The 17,153-nt window shown below is 53.6% G+C and carries 13 protein-coding genes and 1 pseudogene; 9 read left to right on the forward strand and 5 right to left on the reverse strand.

All coding sequences use genetic code 11. The features are described from left to right. From tuf to rpoC, 9 genes and pseudogenes are all read left to right on the forward strand, one after another. A pseudogene (tuf, locus tag ACOTXF_RS21955) lies at window positions 1-195 on the forward strand (elongation factor Tu); the annotation flags it as partial. A gap of 229 nt (window positions 196-424) precedes the next feature. Next, window positions 425-808 carry a preprotein translocase subunit SecE gene (gene secE / locus ACOTXF_RS21960; protein ID WP_003862342.1) on the forward strand — a complete coding sequence of 128 codons (384 nt, stop codon included), beginning with the start codon at window positions 425-427 and terminating at the stop codon, window positions 806-808. A 1-nt stretch (window position 809) separates the two neighbouring features. Beyond that, the gene (gene nusG, locus ACOTXF_RS21965) at window positions 810-1,355 is read left to right on the forward strand and encodes a transcription termination/antitermination protein NusG (RefSeq protein ID WP_003862341.1); all 546 of its coding nucleotides are present in this window, start codon (window positions 810-812) and stop codon (window positions 1,353-1,355) included. Between the two features lie 155 nt (window positions 1,356-1,510). After that, window positions 1,511-1,939: a 50S ribosomal protein L11 gene (gene rplK, locus ACOTXF_RS21970; RefSeq protein ID WP_008503452.1), complete on the forward strand. Its 429-nt coding sequence runs from the start codon at window positions 1,511-1,513 to the stop codon at window positions 1,937-1,939. 3 nt (window positions 1,940-1,942) lie between these two features. Next, window positions 1,943-2,647: a 50S ribosomal protein L1 gene (gene rplA / locus ACOTXF_RS21975; protein ID WP_006810530.1), complete on the forward strand. Its 705-nt coding sequence runs from the start codon at window positions 1,943-1,945 to the stop codon at window positions 2,645-2,647. A gap of 291 nt (window positions 2,648-2,938) precedes the next feature. Continuing rightward, the gene (rplJ, locus tag ACOTXF_RS21980) at window positions 2,939-3,436 is read left to right on the forward strand and encodes a 50S ribosomal protein L10 (protein ID WP_003862338.1); all 498 of its coding nucleotides are present in this window, start codon (window positions 2,939-2,941) and stop codon (window positions 3,434-3,436) included. Window positions 3,437-3,502: 66 nt separating this feature from the next. Continuing rightward, window positions 3,503-3,868 carry a 50S ribosomal protein L7/L12 gene (gene rplL / locus ACOTXF_RS21985; protein ID WP_002445276.1) on the forward strand — a complete coding sequence of 122 codons (366 nt, stop codon included), beginning with the start codon at window positions 3,503-3,505 and terminating at the stop codon, window positions 3,866-3,868. 319 nt (window positions 3,869-4,187) lie between these two features. Next, complete coding sequence (rpoB, locus tag ACOTXF_RS21990) at window positions 4,188-8,216, forward strand: DNA-directed RNA polymerase subunit beta (RefSeq protein WP_008503453.1); 4,029 nt, start codon at window positions 4,188-4,190, stop codon at window positions 8,214-8,216. A gap of 76 nt (window positions 8,217-8,292) precedes the next feature. Next, window positions 8,293-12,516, forward strand: coding sequence for a DNA-directed RNA polymerase subunit beta' (gene rpoC, locus ACOTXF_RS21995; protein WP_008503454.1), 4,224 nt, complete (start codon window positions 8,293-8,295; stop codon window positions 12,514-12,516). A gap of 57 nt (window positions 12,517-12,573) precedes the next feature. Here rpoC and ACOTXF_RS22000 read toward each other — a convergent pair whose 3' ends face one another. The 5 genes from ACOTXF_RS22000 to thiG all read right to left on the reverse strand — a co-directional run bounded on the left by ACOTXF_RS22000 (window position 12,574) and on the right by thiG (window position 17,152). After that, on the reverse strand, window positions 12,574-12,891 hold the full coding sequence (locus ACOTXF_RS22000) for a PTS lactose/cellobiose transporter subunit IIA (protein WP_008503455.1): 318 nt from the start codon (window positions 12,889-12,891) through the stop codon (window positions 12,574-12,576). After that, entirely contained in the window at window positions 12,891-13,199 is a 309-nt protein-coding gene (locus tag ACOTXF_RS22005; RefSeq protein WP_008503456.1) for a PTS sugar transporter subunit IIB, read from the reverse strand. The genes ACOTXF_RS22000 and ACOTXF_RS22005 overlap by 1 nt, the downstream gene beginning before the upstream one ends. 180 nt (window positions 13,200-13,379) lie before the next feature. Further along, on the reverse strand, window positions 13,380-14,921 hold the full coding sequence (locus ACOTXF_RS22010) for a sensor domain-containing diguanylate cyclase (RefSeq protein ID WP_025910400.1): 1,542 nt from the start codon (window positions 14,919-14,921) through the stop codon (window positions 13,380-13,382). A gap of 336 nt (window positions 14,922-15,257) precedes the next feature. Beyond that, on the reverse strand, window positions 15,258-16,385 hold the full coding sequence (gene thiH, locus ACOTXF_RS22015; RefSeq protein ID WP_023345240.1) for a 2-iminoacetate synthase ThiH: 1,128 nt from the start codon (window positions 16,383-16,385) through the stop codon (window positions 15,258-15,260). Beyond that, window positions 16,382-17,152, reverse strand: coding sequence for a thiazole synthase (thiG, locus tag ACOTXF_RS22020; protein WP_048962324.1), 771 nt, complete (start codon window positions 17,150-17,152; stop codon window positions 16,382-16,384). Before thiG ends, thiH begins: the two co-directional genes overlap by 4 nt. Window position 17,153: the final 1 nt, after the last annotated feature.

Consider the following 17,153-nt stretch of genomic DNA (forward strand, 5'->3'; position numbering starts at 1 on the left):
TTCTACTTCCGTACTACTGACGTGACCGGTACCATCGAACTGCCAGAAGGCGTTGAGATGGTAATGCCAGGCGACAACATCAAGATGGTTGTGACGCTGATCCACCCAATCGCGATGGACGACGGTCTGCGTTTCGCAATCCGTGAAGGTGGCCGTACCGTTGGCGCGGGCGTGGTTGCTAAAGTTCTCGGCTAATTGCTGATAACATTTGACGCAATGCGCAATAAAAGGGCATCATTTGATGCCCTTTTTGCACGCTTTCACGTCAGAACCTGGCTCATCAGTGATTATTTTTGTCATAATCATTGCTGAGACAGGCTCTGCAGAGAGCGTATAATTCGAAAAGCGAATTAGCATTTCGATTTGGTTTGCCTCGCAATCGCGGGGTGAAAATGTTTGTAGAATACTTCTGACAGGTTGGTTTATGAGTGCGAATACCGAAGCTCAAGGGAGCGGGCGCGGCCTGGAAGCGATGAAATGGGTAGTAGTAGCCGTTCTGCTGATCGTAGCGATTGTCGGCAACTACCTTTATCGTGACATGATGCTGCCGCTACGCGCGCTTGCAGTGGTAATTCTGATTGCTGCAGCGGGTGGTGTCGCGCTGTTGACGACGAAAGGCAAAGCGACCGTCGCTTTTGCTCGCGAAGCGCGTACCGAAGTCCGTAAGGTAATTTGGCCGACTCGCCAGGAAACATTGCACACCACGCTGATCGTAGCGGCGGTTACCGCTGTAATGTCACTGATCCTGTGGGGACTGGATGGTATTCTGGTTCGCCTGGTATCCTTTATCACTGGCCTGAGGTTCTGAGATGTCTGAAGCCCCTAAAAAGCGCTGGTACGTCGTTCAGGCGTTTTCCGGTTTTGAAGGCCGCGTAGCAACGTCGCTGCGTGAGCATATCAAATTACACAACATGGAAGAGTTATTTGGCGAAGTTATGGTTCCGACCGAAGAAGTGGTCGAGATCCGTGGCGGCCAGCGTCGCAAAAGCGAGCGCAAATTCTTCCCGGGTTACGTGCTGGTTCAGATGGTAATGAACGACGCGAGCTGGCACCTGGTGCGCAGCGTACCGCGCGTGATGGGCTTTATCGGCGGCACGTCTGACCGTCCGGCGCCAATCAGCGACAAAGAAGTGGATGCGATTATGAACCGCCTGCAGCAGGTTGGTGATAAGCCGCGTCCGAAAACGCTGTTTGAACCGGGTGAAATGGTTCGTGTTAATGACGGTCCGTTTGCTGACTTTAACGGCGTCGTTGAAGAAGTGGACTACGAAAAGTCCCGCCTGAAAGTTTCTGTATCTATCTTCGGTCGTGCGACCCCGGTAGAACTGGACTTTGCGCAGGTCGAAAAAGCCTAAGCAGCGATCAAAAAAGCGACGATTTAATCGTTGCACAGGGCGCGAGATTGGAATACAATTTCGCGCCTTTTGTTTTTATGGGCCCGGCCCGTAAAACGAATTTTATTCACGGGGAGCCTCACTGAGGCGCTATTACCCAATCAGAGGATTTTAGAATGGCTAAGAAAGTACAAGCCTACGTCAAGCTGCAGGTTGCAGCTGGTATGGCGAACCCAAGTCCACCAGTTGGTCCAGCTCTGGGTCAGCAGGGTGTGAACATCATGGAATTCTGTAAAGCGTTCAACGCAAAAACTGAATCCCTGGAAAAAGGTCTGCCAATCCCAGTCGTAATCACTGTTTACGCTGACCGTTCTTTCACTTTCGTTACCAAAACCCCTCCTGCAGCAGTTCTGCTGAAGAAAGCGGCTGGTATCAAGTCTGGTTCCGGTAAACCGAACAAAGACAAAGTGGGTAAAATTTCCCGCGCTCAGCTGCAGGAAATCGCGCAGACCAAAGCTGCCGACATGACTGGTGCCGACATTGAAGCGATGACTCGCTCAATCGAAGGTACTGCACGTTCCATGGGCCTGGTAGTGGAGGACTAAGAAATGGCTAAACTGACCAAGCGCATGTCCGTGATCCGTGACAAAGTTGATGCGACCAAACAGTACGACATCAACGAAGCTATCGCTCTGCTGAAAGAACTGGCAACTGCTAAGTTCGTTGAAAGCGTTGACGTTGCCGTTAACCTGGGCATCGACGCGCGTAAATCCGATCAGAACGTTCGTGGCGCAACTGTACTGCCACACGGTACTGGCCGTTCCGTTCGCGTAGCTGTATTTGCTCAGGGTGCAAACGCTGAAGCTGCTAAAGCTGCCGGCGCTGAACTGGTAGGTATGGAAGATCTGGCTGATCAGATCAAGAAAGGCGAAATGAACTTTGACGTTGTTATTGCTTCTCCAGATGCAATGCGCGTTGTTGGCCAGCTGGGCCAGGTTCTGGGTCCACGCGGCCTGATGCCAAACCCGAAAGTGGGTACTGTAACCCCTAACGTTGCTGAAGCGGTTAAGAACGCTAAAGCAGGTCAGGTTCGTTATCGTAACGACAAAAACGGCATCATCCACACCACCATCGGTAAAGTGGACTTTGACGCTGACAAACTGAAAGAAAACCTGGAAGCTCTGCTGGTTGCGCTGAAAAAAGCAAAACCAACCCAGGCGAAAGGCGTGTACATCAAGAAAGTTAGCATCTCCACCACCATGGGCGCAGGTGTTGCAGTTGACCAGGCTGGCCTGAGCGCTGCTGCAAACTAATGCCTTTACGTGGGCGGTGATTTTGTCTACAATCTTACCCCCACGTTTGCTAACAATAGTTAGCGGCTAAAAGAATTGTTCGTTGGAGCCTGGCCTAATCCAGGCCTCCGTCGAAGACCGCAGGTGTTTCGCAAGAGACTTAATCCCCTGCGTAGACGGTGACAGAACGCTAAGATTATTTTTGGATACTCTGGCTTGTTTCTGCTCACCGTATTAAGACGCTCTTTCCGTTGGGGAGAGTGAAGTGAGTTCCGGAACATGAGTTCCGGCAAACATCCAGGAGCAAAGCTAATGGCTTTAAATCTTCAAGACAAACAAGCGATTGTTGCTGAAGTCAGCGAAGTAGCCAAAGGCGCGCTGTCTGCAGTAGTTGCGGATTCCCGTGGCGTTACTGTAGACAAAATGACTGAACTGCGTAAAGCAGGTCGTGAAGCTGGCGTATACATGCGTGTTGTTCGTAACACCCTGCTGCGCCGCGTAGTTGAAGGTACTCAGTTCGAGTGCCTGAAAGACACGTTTGTTGGTCCGACCCTGATTGCATACTCTATGGAACACCCGGGCGCTGCTGCTCGTCTGTTCAAAGAGTTCGCGAAAGCGAATGCAAAATTTGAGGTCAAAGCTGCAGCCTTTGAAGGTGAGTTGATCCCGGCATCGCAAATCGATCGCCTGGCAACCCTGCCGACCTACGAAGAAGCAATTGCACGCCTGATGGCAACCATGAAAGAAGCTGCGGCTGGCAAACTGGTTCGCACTCTGGCTGCTGTACGCGATGCGAAAGAAGCTGCTTAATCGCAGTTATCTTTATAAAGCATTTGCTTACGTATAAACTTATTCTGATTTTCAGGAACAATTTAAATGTCTATCACTAAAGATCAAATCATTGAAGCAGTAGCAGCTATGTCCGTAATGGACGTTGTAGAGCTGGTTTCTGCAATGGAAGAAAAATTCGGTGTTTCTGCTGCTGCTGCTGTAGCTGTAGCTGCGGGCCCGGCTGAAGCTGCTGAAGAAAAAACTGAATTCGACGTAATTCTGAAAGCTGCTGGCGCGAACAAAGTTGCTGTTATCAAAGCAGTACGTGGCGCAACTGGCCTGGGTCTGAAAGAAGCTAAAGACCTGGTAGAATCTGCTCCAGCTGCGCTGAAAGAAGGCGTGAGCAAAGACGACGCAGAAGCACTGAAAAAATCTCTGGAAGAAGCTGGCGCTGAAGTTGAAGTTAAATAAGCCAACTTTTCTGGTTGCAGCCTAAGTCATTAGGCTGATGGCTGGTGACTTTTTAGTCACCAGCCTTTTTGCGCTGTAAGGCCTCGGTAGCATTTCACACTGTTTGACTATCGATGTGTCTTTCAATGCTTGTTTCTATCGACGACTTAATATACTGCGACAGGGTGCTCGCTCTGTGTAAATCGCAATGAAATGGTTTAAGCGTGATAGCAACAGGTATTGCGGAAAGTATTCAATTTTCCGGTCCACAAAATGGTGTTGCACAAACTGTCCCTTCGTCGGACAGATGGGTCGACTTGTCAGCGAGCTGAGGAACCCTATGGTTTACTCCTATACCGAGAAAAAACGTATTCGTAAGGATTTTGGTAAACGTCCACAAGTTCTGGACATTCCATATCTCCTTTCTATCCAGCTTGACTCGTTCCAGAAGTTTATCGAGCAAGATCCTGAAGGGCAGTACGGTCTGGAAGCAGCCTTCCGCTCCGTGTTCCCGATTCAGAGCTACAGCGGTAACTCCGAGCTGCAGTACGTCAGCTACCGCCTTGGCGAACCGGTGTTTGACGTTCAGGAATGTCAGATCCGTGGCGTGACCTATTCCGCACCGCTGCGCGTGAAACTGCGTCTGGTGATCTACGAGCGCGAAGCGCCGGAAGGCACCGTAAAAGACATTAAAGAACAAGAAGTCTACATGGGTGAAATTCCACTCATGACAGACAACGGTACTTTCGTTATTAACGGTACTGAGCGTGTTATCGTTTCCCAGCTGCATCGTAGCCCGGGCGTCTTCTTCGACAGCGATAAAGGTAAAACGCACTCTTCCGGTAAAGTACTGTATAACGCACGCATCATTCCTTACCGTGGTTCCTGGCTGGACTTCGAGTTCGATCCAAAAGACAACCTGTTTGTCCGTATCGACCGTCGTCGTAAACTGCCTGCAACCATCATTCTGCGTGCACTGAACTATACCACTGAGCAGATCCTGGACCTGTTCTTTGAGAAAGTGATCTTTGAAATCCGCGACAACAAGCTGCAGATGGAGCTGGTGCCGGAACGTCTGCGTGGTGAGACCGCGTCGTTCGACATCGAAGCCGACGGCAAAGTGTATGTGGAAAAAGGTCGCCGTATCACCGCGCGCCACATCCGCCAGCTGGAAAAAGATGATATCAAACACATCGAAGTTCCGGTTGAATACATTGCAGGAAAAGTAGCCGCGAAAGATTACGTTGATGAATCAACTGGCGAGCTGATCTGCCCGGCTAACATGGAGCTGAGCCTGGATCTGCTGGCTAAGCTGAGTCAGGCTGGCCACAAACGTATCGAAACGCTGTTCACCAACGATCTGGACCACGGTCCGTACATCTCTGAGACTGTACGCGTCGACCCAACCAACGATCGTCTGAGCGCGCTGGTTGAAATCTACCGCATGATGCGTCCTGGTGAGCCACCAACTCGCGAAGCGGCTGAAAGCCTGTTCGAGAACCTGTTCTTCTCCGAAGACCGCTACGATCTGTCCGCGGTTGGTCGTATGAAGTTCAACCGTTCTCTGCTGCGCGACGAAATCGAAGGTTCCGGTATCCTGAGCAAAGACGACATCATCGAAGTGATGAAGAAGCTCATCGATATCCGTAACGGCAAAGGCGAAGTGGACGACATCGACCACCTCGGCAACCGTCGTATCCGTTCCGTAGGCGAAATGGCGGAAAACCAGTTCCGCGTTGGCCTGGTACGTGTAGAGCGTGCGGTGAAAGAGCGTCTGTCTCTGGGCGATCTGGATACCCTGATGCCCCAGGATATGATCAACGCCAAGCCGATTTCTGCAGCAGTGAAAGAGTTCTTCGGTTCCAGCCAGCTGTCTCAGTTCATGGACCAGAACAACCCGCTGTCTGAGATTACGCACAAGCGTCGTATCTCTGCACTCGGCCCTGGCGGTCTGACCCGTGAGCGTGCAGGCTTCGAAGTTCGAGACGTACACCCGACGCACTACGGTCGCGTATGTCCAATCGAAACGCCTGAAGGTCCAAACATCGGTCTGATCAACTCCCTGTCCGTGTACGCACAGACTAACGAATACGGTTTCCTCGAGACCCCGTATCGTAAAGTGACCGACGGTGTTGTTACCGACGAAATTCATTACCTGTCTGCTATCGAAGAAGGCAACTACGTTATCGCTCAGGCGAACTCCAACCTGGATGACGAAGGCCACTTTGTAGAAGATCTGGTGACCTGCCGTAGCAAAGGCGAATCCAGCTTGTTCAGCCGCGACCAGGTTGACTACATGGACGTATCCACCCAGCAGGTGGTATCCGTCGGTGCGTCCCTGATCCCGTTCCTGGAACACGATGACGCCAACCGTGCATTGATGGGTGCGAACATGCAACGTCAGGCCGTTCCAACTCTGCGTGCTGATAAGCCGCTGGTTGGTACCGGTATGGAACGTGCTGTTGCCGTTGACTCCGGTGTTACTGCAGTTGCTAAGCGTGGCGGTACTGTTCAGTACGTGGATGCCTCCCGTATCGTTATCAAAGTTAACGAAGACGAGATGTACCCGGGCGAAGCAGGTATCGACATTTATAACCTGACCAAATACACCCGTTCTAACCAGAACACCTGTATCAACCAGATGCCTTGCGTATCTCTGGGTGAGCCAGTTGAGCGCGGCGACGTGCTGGCAGACGGTCCGTCCACCGACCTCGGTGAACTGGCGCTCGGTCAGAACATGCGCGTAGCGTTCATGCCGTGGAACGGTTACAACTTCGAAGACTCCATCCTCGTCTCCGAGCGTGTGGTTCAGGAAGATCGTTTCACCACCATCCACATTCAGGAACTGGCGTGCGTGTCCCGTGACACCAAGCTGGGGCCAGAAGAGATCACCGCTGACATCCCTAACGTGGGTGAAGCTGCGCTCTCCAAACTGGATGAATCCGGTATTGTTTACATCGGTGCGGAAGTGACTGGCGGCGACATTCTGGTGGGTAAGGTTACGCCGAAAGGTGAAACCCAGCTGACGCCAGAAGAGAAACTGCTGCGTGCCATCTTCGGTGAGAAAGCGTCTGACGTTAAAGACTCTTCTCTGCGCGTACCAAACGGTGTTTCCGGTACGGTTATCGACGTTCAGGTCTTCACTCGTGATGGCGTTGAGAAAGATAAGCGTGCGCTGGAAATCGAAGAGATGCAGCTCAAACAGGCTAAGAAAGACCTGTCTGAAGAACTGCAGATCCTCGAAGCGGGTCTGTTCAGCCGTATCTATGCGGTGCTGGTTGCCGGTGGCGTTGAAGCTGAGAAGCTCGACAAACTGCCACGCGATCGCTGGCTGGAACTGGGCCTGACCGACGAAGAGAAACAAAATCAGCTGGAACAGCTGGCTGAGCAGTATGACGAACTGAAACACGAGTTCGAGAAAAAACTCGAAGCGAAACGCCGTAAAATCACTCAGGGCGACGATCTGGCACCAGGCGTGCTGAAGATTGTTAAGGTCTATCTGGCTGTTAAACGTCAGATCCAGCCTGGTGATAAGATGGCAGGTCGTCACGGTAACAAGGGTGTTATCTCTAAGATCAACCCGATCGAAGATATGCCGCACGATGCTAACGGTACGCCGGTAGATATCGTACTGAACCCACTGGGTGTACCGTCTCGTATGAACATTGGTCAGATCCTGGAAACTCACCTGGGTATGGCTGCGAAAGGCATCGGCGACAAGATTAACGCCATGCTGAAACAGCAGCAGGAAGTCGCGAAACTGCGCGAATTCATCCAGCGTGCCTACGATCTGGGTACCGACGTGCGTCAGAAAGTCGACCTGAACACCTTCAGCGATGAAGAAGTGCTGCGTCTGGCAGAGAACCTGCGCAAAGGTATGCCAATTGCAACGCCGGTATTCGACGGTGCAAAAGAAGCTGAAATTAAAGAGCTGCTGCAACTGGGTGGTCTGCCAACGTCTGGTCAGATTACGCTGTTTGACGGCCGTACCGGTGAACAGTTCGAACGTCCGGTAACCGTAGGTTACATGTACATGCTGAAACTGAACCACCTGGTCGACGACAAAATGCACGCTCGTTCTACCGGTTCTTACAGCCTGGTTACTCAGCAGCCGCTGGGTGGTAAGGCACAGTTCGGTGGTCAGCGCTTCGGGGAGATGGAAGTGTGGGCGCTGGAAGCATACGGCGCGGCATACACCCTGCAGGAAATGCTTACCGTTAAGTCTGATGACGTGAACGGTCGTACCAAGATGTATAAGAACATCGTGGACGGCAACCATCAGATGGAACCAGGCATGCCAGAATCCTTCAACGTACTGTTGAAAGAGATTCGTTCGCTGGGTATCAACATCGAACTGGAAGACGAGTAATTCTCGCTCAAACAGGTCACTGGTGCCGGGTTAACCCCCGGCACCGGATTGTGCTAACTCCGACGGGAGCAAATCCGTGAAAGATTTATTAAAGTTTCTGAAAGCGCAGACTAAAACCGAAGAGTTTGATGCGATCAAAATTGCTCTGGCTTCGCCAGACATGATCCGTTCATGGTCTTTCGGTGAAGTTAAAAAGCCGGAAACCATCAACTACCGTACGTTCAAACCTGAGCGTGACGGCCTTTTCTGTGCGCGTATTTTCGGGCCAGTAAAAGATTACGAGTGCCTGTGCGGTAAGTACAAGCGCCTGAAACACCGCGGTGTGATCTGTGAGAAGTGCGGCGTTGAAGTGACCCAGACCAAAGTGCGCCGTGAGCGCATGGGCCACATCGAGCTGGCGTCTCCGACTGCTCACATCTGGTTCCTGAAATCACTGCCGTCCCGTATCGGTCTGCTGCTGGATATGCCGCTGCGTGATATCGAACGTGTTCTGTACTTCGAATCTTATGTGGTTATCGAAGGCGGGATGACGAACCTGGAACGTCATCAGATCCTGACTGAAGAGCAGTATCTGGACGCGCTGGAAGAGTTCGGTGACGAATTCGACGCGAAGATGGGTGCGGAAGCTATTCAGGCTCTGCTGAAGAGCATGGATCTGGAGCAAGAGTGCGAGCAGCTGCGTGAAGAGCTGAACGAAACCAACTCCGAAACCAAGCGTAAAAAGCTGACCAAGCGTATCAAACTGCTGGAAGCGTTCGTTCAGTCTGGTAACAAGCCAGAGTGGATGATCCTGACCGTTCTGCCGGTTCTGCCGCCAGATCTGCGTCCACTGGTTCCGCTGGATGGTGGTCGTTTCGCAACGTCCGATCTGAACGATCTGTATCGTCGCGTGATCAACCGTAACAACCGTCTGAAACGTCTGCTGGATCTGGCTGCGCCGGACATCATCGTACGCAACGAAAAACGTATGCTGCAGGAAGCGGTAGATGCCCTGCTGGATAACGGTCGTCGCGGTCGTGCGATCACCGGTTCTAACAAACGTCCTCTGAAATCTTTGGCCGACATGATCAAAGGTAAACAGGGTCGTTTCCGTCAGAACCTGCTCGGTAAGCGTGTTGACTACTCCGGTCGTTCTGTAATCACCGTAGGTCCATACCTGCGTCTGCATCAGTGCGGTCTGCCGAAGAAAATGGCACTGGAGCTGTTCAAACCGTTCATCTACGGCAAGCTGGAACTGCGTGGCCTGGCCACCACCATCAAAGCCGCTAAGAAAATGGTTGAGCGTGAAGAAGCTGTCGTTTGGGATATCCTGGACGAAGTTATCCGCGAACACCCGGTACTGCTGAACCGTGCACCAACTCTGCACCGTCTGGGTATCCAGGCATTTGAGCCAGTCCTGATCGAAGGTAAAGCTATCCAGCTGCACCCGCTGGTTTGTGCGGCATATAACGCCGACTTCGATGGTGACCAGATGGCTGTTCACGTACCGCTGACGCTGGAAGCCCAGCTCGAAGCGCGTGCGCTGATGATGTCTACCAACAACATCCTGTCTCCAGCGAACGGTGAGCCAATCATTGTTCCTTCTCAGGACGTTGTACTGGGTCTGTACTACATGACCCGTGACTGTGTTAACGCCAAAGGCGAAGGCATGGTGCTGACTGGCCCGAAAGAAGCTGAGCGTATTTATCGCGCTGGCCTGGCCTCTCTGCATGCGCGCGTTAAAGTGCGTATCACCGAATACGAAAAAGATGCAAACGGCGAATTCGTTGCGAAAACCAGCCTGAAAGACACGACCGTTGGCCGTGCCATTCTGTGGATGATCGTACCGAAAGGTCTGCCTTTCTCCATCGTCAACCAGGCGCTGGGCAAGAAAGCGATCTCCAAAATGCTGAACACCTGTTACCGCATTCTGGGCCTGAAGCCGACCGTTATCTTCGCTGACCAGACTATGTACACCGGCTTTGCTTATGCAGCGCGTTCAGGTGCATCTGTTGGTATCGATGACATGGTCATCCCAGAGAAGAAGCACGAGATCATCTCTGAAGCGGAAGCTGAAGTTGCTGAGATCCAGGAGCAGTTCCAGTCTGGTCTGGTTACCGCAGGCGAACGCTATAACAAAGTTATCGATATCTGGGCAGCGGCGAACGATCGTGTATCCAAAGCGATGATGGATAACCTGCAGACCGAAACCGTGATTAACCGTGACGGCGTAGAAGAGCAGCAGGTTTCCTTCAACAGCATCTACATGATGGCCGACTCCGGTGCGCGTGGTTCTGCAGCACAGATTCGTCAGCTGGCAGGTATGCGTGGTCTGATGGCGAAGCCAGATGGCTCCATCATCGAAACGCCAATCACCGCGAACTTCCGTGAAGGTCTGAACGTACTCCAGTACTTCATCTCCACGCACGGTGCGCGTAAAGGTCTGGCGGATACCGCACTGAAAACCGCGAACTCCGGTTATCTGACGCGTCGTCTGGTAGACGTTGCGCAGGATCTGGTTGTGACCGAAGACGATTGTGGCACCCTCGAAGGTATCACCATGACCCCGGTTATCGAGGGTGGTGATGTTAAAGAGCCACTGCGCGATCGCGTACTGGGTCGTGTGACCGCGGAAGACATTCTGAAGCCGGGCACCGCAGACATTCTGGTTCCACGCAACACCCTGCTGCACGAACAGTGGTGTGACCTGCTGGAAGCGAACTCTGTTGACTCCGTGAAGGTGCGTTCCGTTGTATCCTGTGACACCGACTTTGGTGTATGTGCGCACTGCTACGGTCGTGACCTGGCGCGTGGCCACATCATCAACAAAGGTGAAGCCATCGGCGTTATCGCGGCACAGTCCATCGGTGAACCGGGTACACAGCTGACGATGCGTACGTTCCACATCGGTGGTGCGGCATCTCGTGCGGCTGCTGAATCCAGCATCCAGGTGAAAAACAAAGGTAGCATCAAGCTCAGCAACGCGAAGTCGGTTGTGAACTCCAGCGGTAAACTGGTTATCACTTCACGTAACACCGAGCTGAAGCTGATCGACGAATTCGGTCGTACCAAAGAGAGCTATAAAGTGCCTTACGGTGCGGTTATGGCGAAAGGTGATGGCGAGCAGGTTGCCGGCGGTGAAACCGTTGCAAACTGGGATCCACACACCATGCCGGTTATCACCGAAGTAAGTGGTTTCATCCGCTTCACTGACATGATCGACGGCCAGACCATTACTCGTCAGACTGACGAGCTGACCGGTCTGTCTTCTCTGGTGGTTCTGGATTCTGCTGAACGTACTACCGGCGGTAAAGATCTGCGTCCTGCACTGAAAATCGTTGATGCTCAGGGTAATGACGTTCTGATCCCAGGTACCGATATGCCTGCGCAGTACTTCCTGCCGGGTAAAGCGATTGTACAGCTGGAAGATGGCGTACAGATCAGCTCGGGTGACACCCTGGCGCGTATTCCTCAGGAATCCGGCGGTACCAAGGACATCACCGGTGGTCTGCCACGCGTTGCGGACCTGTTCGAAGCACGTCGTCCGAAAGAGCCGGCAATCCTGGCTGAAATCAGCGGTATCATCTCCTTCGGTAAAGAGACCAAAGGTAAGCGCCGTCTGGTTATCACTCCAGTAGATGGCAGCGAACCGTACGAAGAGATGATTCCTAAGTGGCGTCAGCTCAACGTGTTCGAAGGTGAACGCGTAGAACGTGGTGACGTGGTTTCCGACGGTCCAGAAGCGCCGCACGACATCCTGCGTCTGCGTGGTGTGCATGCTGTTACTCGTTACATCGTTAACGAAGTACAGGACGTATACCGCCTGCAGGGCGTTAAGATTAACGATAAACACATCGAAGTTATCGTTCGTCAGATGCTGCGTAAAGCAACCATCGAAAACGCGGGCAGCTCCGAGTTCCTCGAAGGCGAGCAGGTGGAATACTCACGCGTCAAGATCGCTAACCGCGAACTGGAAGCGAACGGCAAAATCGGTGCGACCTTCTCGCGCGATCTGCTGGGTATCACCAAAGCGTCTCTGGCAACCGAGTCCTTCATCTCTGCAGCATCGTTCCAGGAAACGACTCGTGTCCTGACCGAAGCCGCTGTTGCAGGTAAACGTGATGAACTGCGCGGTCTGAAAGAGAACGTTATCGTGGGTCGTCTGATCCCGGCTGGTACCGGTTATGCGTACCATCAGGATCGTATGCGTCGTCGTGCTGCAGGCGAACTGCCAGCTGCACCGCAGGTTACTGCTGAAGATGCATCCGCGAGCCTGGCAGAACTGCTGAACGCAGGTCTGGGTGGCTCCGACAACGAGTAATCGTTGAGTCGCTAATAAAAAACCCGCTTCGGCGGGTTTTTTTATATCTGCACTATTTCAGTTTACTAATGGGATCCGTCGATACAGCTCAATCATATCGCCCGCCAGGTCCTGTATGACCATGGCGTTCATCAGGTGATCCTGCGAGTGGACGGTGATCAGGTTAACCGGAAGCTTCCCGGTCCCTTCATCAAGACCGATAAGCTGCGTCTGTATGGTGTGCGCATGCTTCACATATTCCCGCGACTCTTCCATCGCTTTTTCGGCTTCGTCAAACTCACCTTTACGCGCCATCTGCAATGCCGTCAGGGCCGCACTGCGCGCCGCGCCTGCGTTAACAAGCAGTTCCATAATCGTGGTTTCTAAGTCTTCCATTATGACTCCAGAAGTTTGAGCGCTTTATCCAGTACGGCATCACCTTTCATCATGCCGTAATCCATCATGTCGATCACCGCGACCTTTTTGCCCAGCGGGTCGGCCTGCGCCTGTAATTTAGCCTGCTCGTATTTAACCTGTGGCCCCAGCAATACGATGTCGGCCGTTGCGATGTTGTCTTTAAACTCCGCAACCGGAACGGCTTTAATGGTGACTTCAACCCCTTTTTTCTGCGCGGCGTCTTTCATACGTTGAACCAGCATGCTGGTTGACATTCCCGCTGCACAGCATAAAACGATGTTCTTCATAATCAGCCTCGATCTACATGTGTTTATTGATAATTATCCCGTGCAGACCGCTTCAACAACCGCTTTACCGCGATTGTGTGTCAGGCATCACAAAGAAACAGGCGATTTTCTGAAACCGGTTACAATTTTACATTGGCGGGTACCCGGCCCGTCGAAACGGGCAGGGTGAAGGAGAGAGGATTAGCTGATGGATGTGCGAACGATTCGATTTTTTCCCTGCTGTTTGGCGCTGTAGAGGGCGTTATCAACGCTTCCGACAAATTGTTCCAGCGGTTCAAAATGCCACTCCCCAAGACCGCCGCTGAACGTAACCCGCAGGTTTTCTTCCCGCCAGACGCGTTTTTCAACGGCGGTACGCCACGCTTCCAATAATGAGAGCGCGGAAGACATCTGCTCCGCCTGGAAGATTACGGCGAACTCTTCTCCGCCATAACGGTAAACCGAGACGTGATGTGGCTGCATAATCTGGATCCCTTCACGAGCCACGTTGCGCAGAACGATATCACCGGTCAGGTGACCCAGCGTGTCGTTAATTGACTTGAAGTTATCAATATCCACCAGCGCCATCGCGAAGGGCTGCTGGGCATTCAGCAGTTCTGCGATATCGCTGTCGAACGCGCGGCGGTTTTTACAGCCCGTCAGCGCATCGTGGGTAGCCTGGCGCACATACGCCATTTCGCGCTCTTTATTGGACTGAATCGTGTGGCTCAGCATCGCTTCCAGGCGCGGTGCCTCGTTAACGTCGCCAGTTTTGATGGCATTGATAATGTGCATCAGCACGCTACGCGAGGCGTGGCGGAGGTATAAGCCGAAAAGGATGATGATGATGGCCGCCAGCGCAAACCCCCAGCCAACGATCGTCGTTTCGTGGCGGGTGATATCGGTGAGCGTCGCACCGGATACCCGGTAGATGACAAACCAGTCCGGGTTGGTAAAAGAGTAATAGTAATACCAGGCGTTGCTTTTCTTGTCGTAAAGATGGCCTTCGCCGCTGGTCATTTTGTCCATCAGCGCTTCGCTCACGTACTGCTTGAAGAGCGCGCCGGTATCCGGATGCAGCACCACAGCACCGTCGCGTTCGACGACGAAGAATTCCCCCTGAACGGGTGCCACCATCTGACGCAGGGTATAGCCCATTGACGTCAAATCAAGATGAAAGGCGATCGTTCCCTTCAGTCTGCCTTCCGGCGAGATCAACGGCTTATAAAGGGTTACTGTCGGATGGCCGGTAAAGTAGTCCATGTAGGGACGGGTATAGTGGCTGAAGATGCTGGCTTCCGCCTGAGCGACAAACCACGGCCGCGTTCGGGGATCGAAGGTTTTACTCTTCTCCGTGGGGAGCACCTCCGGCGCGCGCAGATAATGCCCCTGCGTATCGGCAAGCGAAATGGAGGAGACGGTCGGCATCAGGTTCTGCAAATGCATGACCATCTGCAGCCCCTGCGTCGGGTTAAGGTTTAGCGTCTCGTTTAGCCTGTCGTCGCGCGCAAAGTACATCGCGGAACGGCCCAGAATATAGTCGTTTTCGCGCAGGATAGATTCGGTGTAGTTCACCGCCAGGTTGTGCGTGAAGTTGCTATTGATCTTATGATAATCCTCAAGAAAATCCTTTCGTTGCGAAAGCGTCACCGCGATCGCGATCACCGCAAAACTGCAGAGGATCCCCGCAAAGCTGAGCATAATGGGCCGGGTAAAAGAGAGCTTTTTGCTGTGAAGTGCCATGAGCTGTACATCGTTCCTGATGGTGAATACTTTTCGTCTGCCGATATCCTCTCAGCATAGTCGCTGCCCTGCGGTTAGCGGTGAATTATACGGCACGCGATTTTTGACAGGATGATTTATCTTAAGAACCATTAAGAAAATACTTATTAAAATGACATGAGCCGTTTGTGCAATGAACCAGAGGCAGGGCGAAACGAGGAAGAAGCTTTTCGCCCTGGTCAGCATCCGTTGCTGACCGTGTGACAATAAAAAACCGGACGATCGCTGACAATCTTCCGGTTTTGCCTTTTCGTCGCGGCTCGACAATTTTTTAACGTGTTGCAGTGCGTTTCAACGTCACTGCGAGGCTCTTCCCAGCCAGCTGTCCCAGTCTTTCCAGACGGGCTGAAGACCCTGCGCCGTCAGGGCGGCGGCGACCGCTTCCGGACGTCGTCCGTCATGGGGTGCAAATTGTTCCAGTTCCGGATGGTCGTCGGCGTAGCCGCCAGGCTGCGTTTTGGAAAACGCGCTGACGTTGTTAATCGCAAGCGGGATGACGCGATCGCGAAACGCCGGGGACTCGCGCGTTGAGAGCGATAATTCCACTTCCGGAGCGAGCAGGCGAAACGCGCAAATGGTCTGCACCAGCTGGCGTTCATCCATCAGCGAAGCCGGTTCAATTCCTCCCGCGCAGGGACGCAGGCGCGGGAAGGAGATGGAGTATCGGCTCTGCCAGTAGTGCTGCTGCAACCACAGCAGATGTTCCGCCACCATGTAACAATCCACCCGCCAGCTGTCGGAGAGCCCGATCAGCGCACCCAGACCGATTTTGTCGATACCGGCGCGACCCAGCCTGTCCGGCGTTTCCAGGCGGAAGAAGAAATCCTGTTTCTTGCCCTTCAGGTGGTGTCGGGCGTACGTCGCCTCGTGATAGGTTTCCTGATAGACCATGACGCCGTCCAGCCCGAGCGTTTTGAGCTCCGCGTACTCCTCCTGCGACAGAGGCTGCACTTCCATCTGCAACGACGCGAACTGACGACGAATGGCGGGAAGGTGCCGACGGAAATAGTCCATTCCCACTTTCCCCTGATGTTCGCCCGTGACCAGCAAAAGATGTTCAAAGCCCATTTCACGGATGGCCGCACACTCACGGGCAATCTCAGCCTCATCGAGCGTTTTACGCTTGATGCGGTTGCTCATGGAGAAACCGCAGTAGGTGCAGTCATTGGCGCACAGGTTGGAGAGATAGAGCGGCACGTAGAAACTCACCGTGTTGCCAAACCGCTGGCGGGTAAGCCGCTGCGCTCGCTGGGCCATCGGTTCGAGGTAGGCGCTGGCCGCCGGGGAGAGCAGGGCCATCAGATCCTCGCGGGTCAGATGACGGGCCTGCAGCGCGCGCTCCACGTCAGCCGCCGTTTTGCTGTTGATACGCAGGGCAATGTCGTCCCAGCTAAGCTGGCGCCAGCGCTCGGTAAACGTGCTCATGAGATCGCCTCCAGAAAACCGGTCAGCGGGCTGGTGGCCTGCGCCTGGAAACTGCGCGAGCCGGGGCCGGATCCCCTTGCCAGCAGGCCTGCCTCTACGGCCAGGCGGAATGCACGCGCCATCATGACCGGATCGTCGGCAACCGCGATAGCCGTATTCACCAGCACCGCGTCGGCGCCCATCTCCATCGCCTGCGCGGCATGGCTGGGCACGCCAATGCCTGCATCCACCACCACCGGTACGGTGGCCTGTTCAATAATGATTTCCAGCATCGCGCGGGTCTCCAGCCCCTGGTTAGAGCCAATGGGGGCCCCCAGCGGCATGACGGCGGCGCAGCCGATCTCTTCCAGCCGTTTGCACAGGACAGGGTCGGCCCCGCAGTAGGGCAGGACGGTAAACCCTTGCTGCACCAGCTTTTCAGCCGCTTTCAGCGTTTCGATCGGATCGGGCAGCAGCCAGCGGGCATCCGGATGGATTTCCAGCTTCAACCAGCGGGTGCCGAGCGCCTCCCGTGCCAGTTGTGCGGCAAAAATCGCCTCTTCTGCCGTTTTGGCGCCGGAGGTGTTGGGCAACAGCGTGACGCCCGCTTCCAGCAACGGAGCCAGAATGGCATCGCTGTGATGGCGCAGATCCACGCGCTTAAGCGCCAGCGTCACCAGCTGGCTGCCGCTTTCGCGAATGGCCTCCACCATCAGCTGCGGCGAGGCGAATTTTCCGGTTCCGGTAAACAGATGTGAATCAAAATCCTTATCGGCAATACGTAACATC

The sequence above is a fragment of the Enterobacter cloacae complex sp. IR53041 genome, from assembly GCF_049238285.1.
GTDB lineage: Bacteria > Pseudomonadota > Gammaproteobacteria > Enterobacterales > Enterobacteriaceae > Enterobacter > Enterobacter roggenkampii.

Coding starts and splice junctions, on each gene's coding strand:
- rplL (WP_002445276.1), top strand. CDS start 3,503: ATGTCTATCACTAAAGATCAAATCATTGAAGCAGTAGCAGCTATGTCC.
- ACOTXF_RS22005 (WP_008503456.1), bottom strand. CDS start 13,199: ATGAAGAACATCGTTTTATGCTGTGCAGCGGGAATGTCAACCAGCATG.
- rplK (WP_008503452.1), top strand. CDS start 1,511: ATGGCTAAGAAAGTACAAGCCTACGTCAAGCTGCAGGTTGCAGCTGGT.
- thiG (WP_048962324.1), bottom strand. CDS start 17,152: ATGTTACGTATTGCCGATAAGGATTTTGATTCACATCTGTTTACCGGA.
- rpoB (WP_008503453.1), top strand. CDS start 4,188: ATGGTTTACTCCTATACCGAGAAAAAACGTATTCGTAAGGATTTTGGT.
- thiH (WP_023345240.1), bottom strand. CDS start 16,385: ATGAGCACGTTTACCGAGCGCTGGCGCCAGCTTAGCTGGGACGACATT.
- rplA (WP_006810530.1), top strand. CDS start 1,943: ATGGCTAAACTGACCAAGCGCATGTCCGTGATCCGTGACAAAGTTGAT.
- nusG (WP_003862341.1), top strand. CDS start 810: ATGTCTGAAGCCCCTAAAAAGCGCTGGTACGTCGTTCAGGCGTTTTCC.
- ACOTXF_RS22010 (WP_025910400.1), bottom strand. CDS start 14,921: ATGGCACTTCACAGCAAAAAGCTCTCTTTTACCCGGCCCATTATGCTC.
- rplJ (WP_003862338.1), top strand. CDS start 2,939: ATGGCTTTAAATCTTCAAGACAAACAAGCGATTGTTGCTGAAGTCAGC.
- secE (WP_003862342.1), top strand. CDS start 425: ATGAGTGCGAATACCGAAGCTCAAGGGAGCGGGCGCGGCCTGGAAGCG.
- ACOTXF_RS22000 (WP_008503455.1), bottom strand. CDS start 12,891: ATGGAAGACTTAGAAACCACGATTATGGAACTGCTTGTTAACGCAGGC.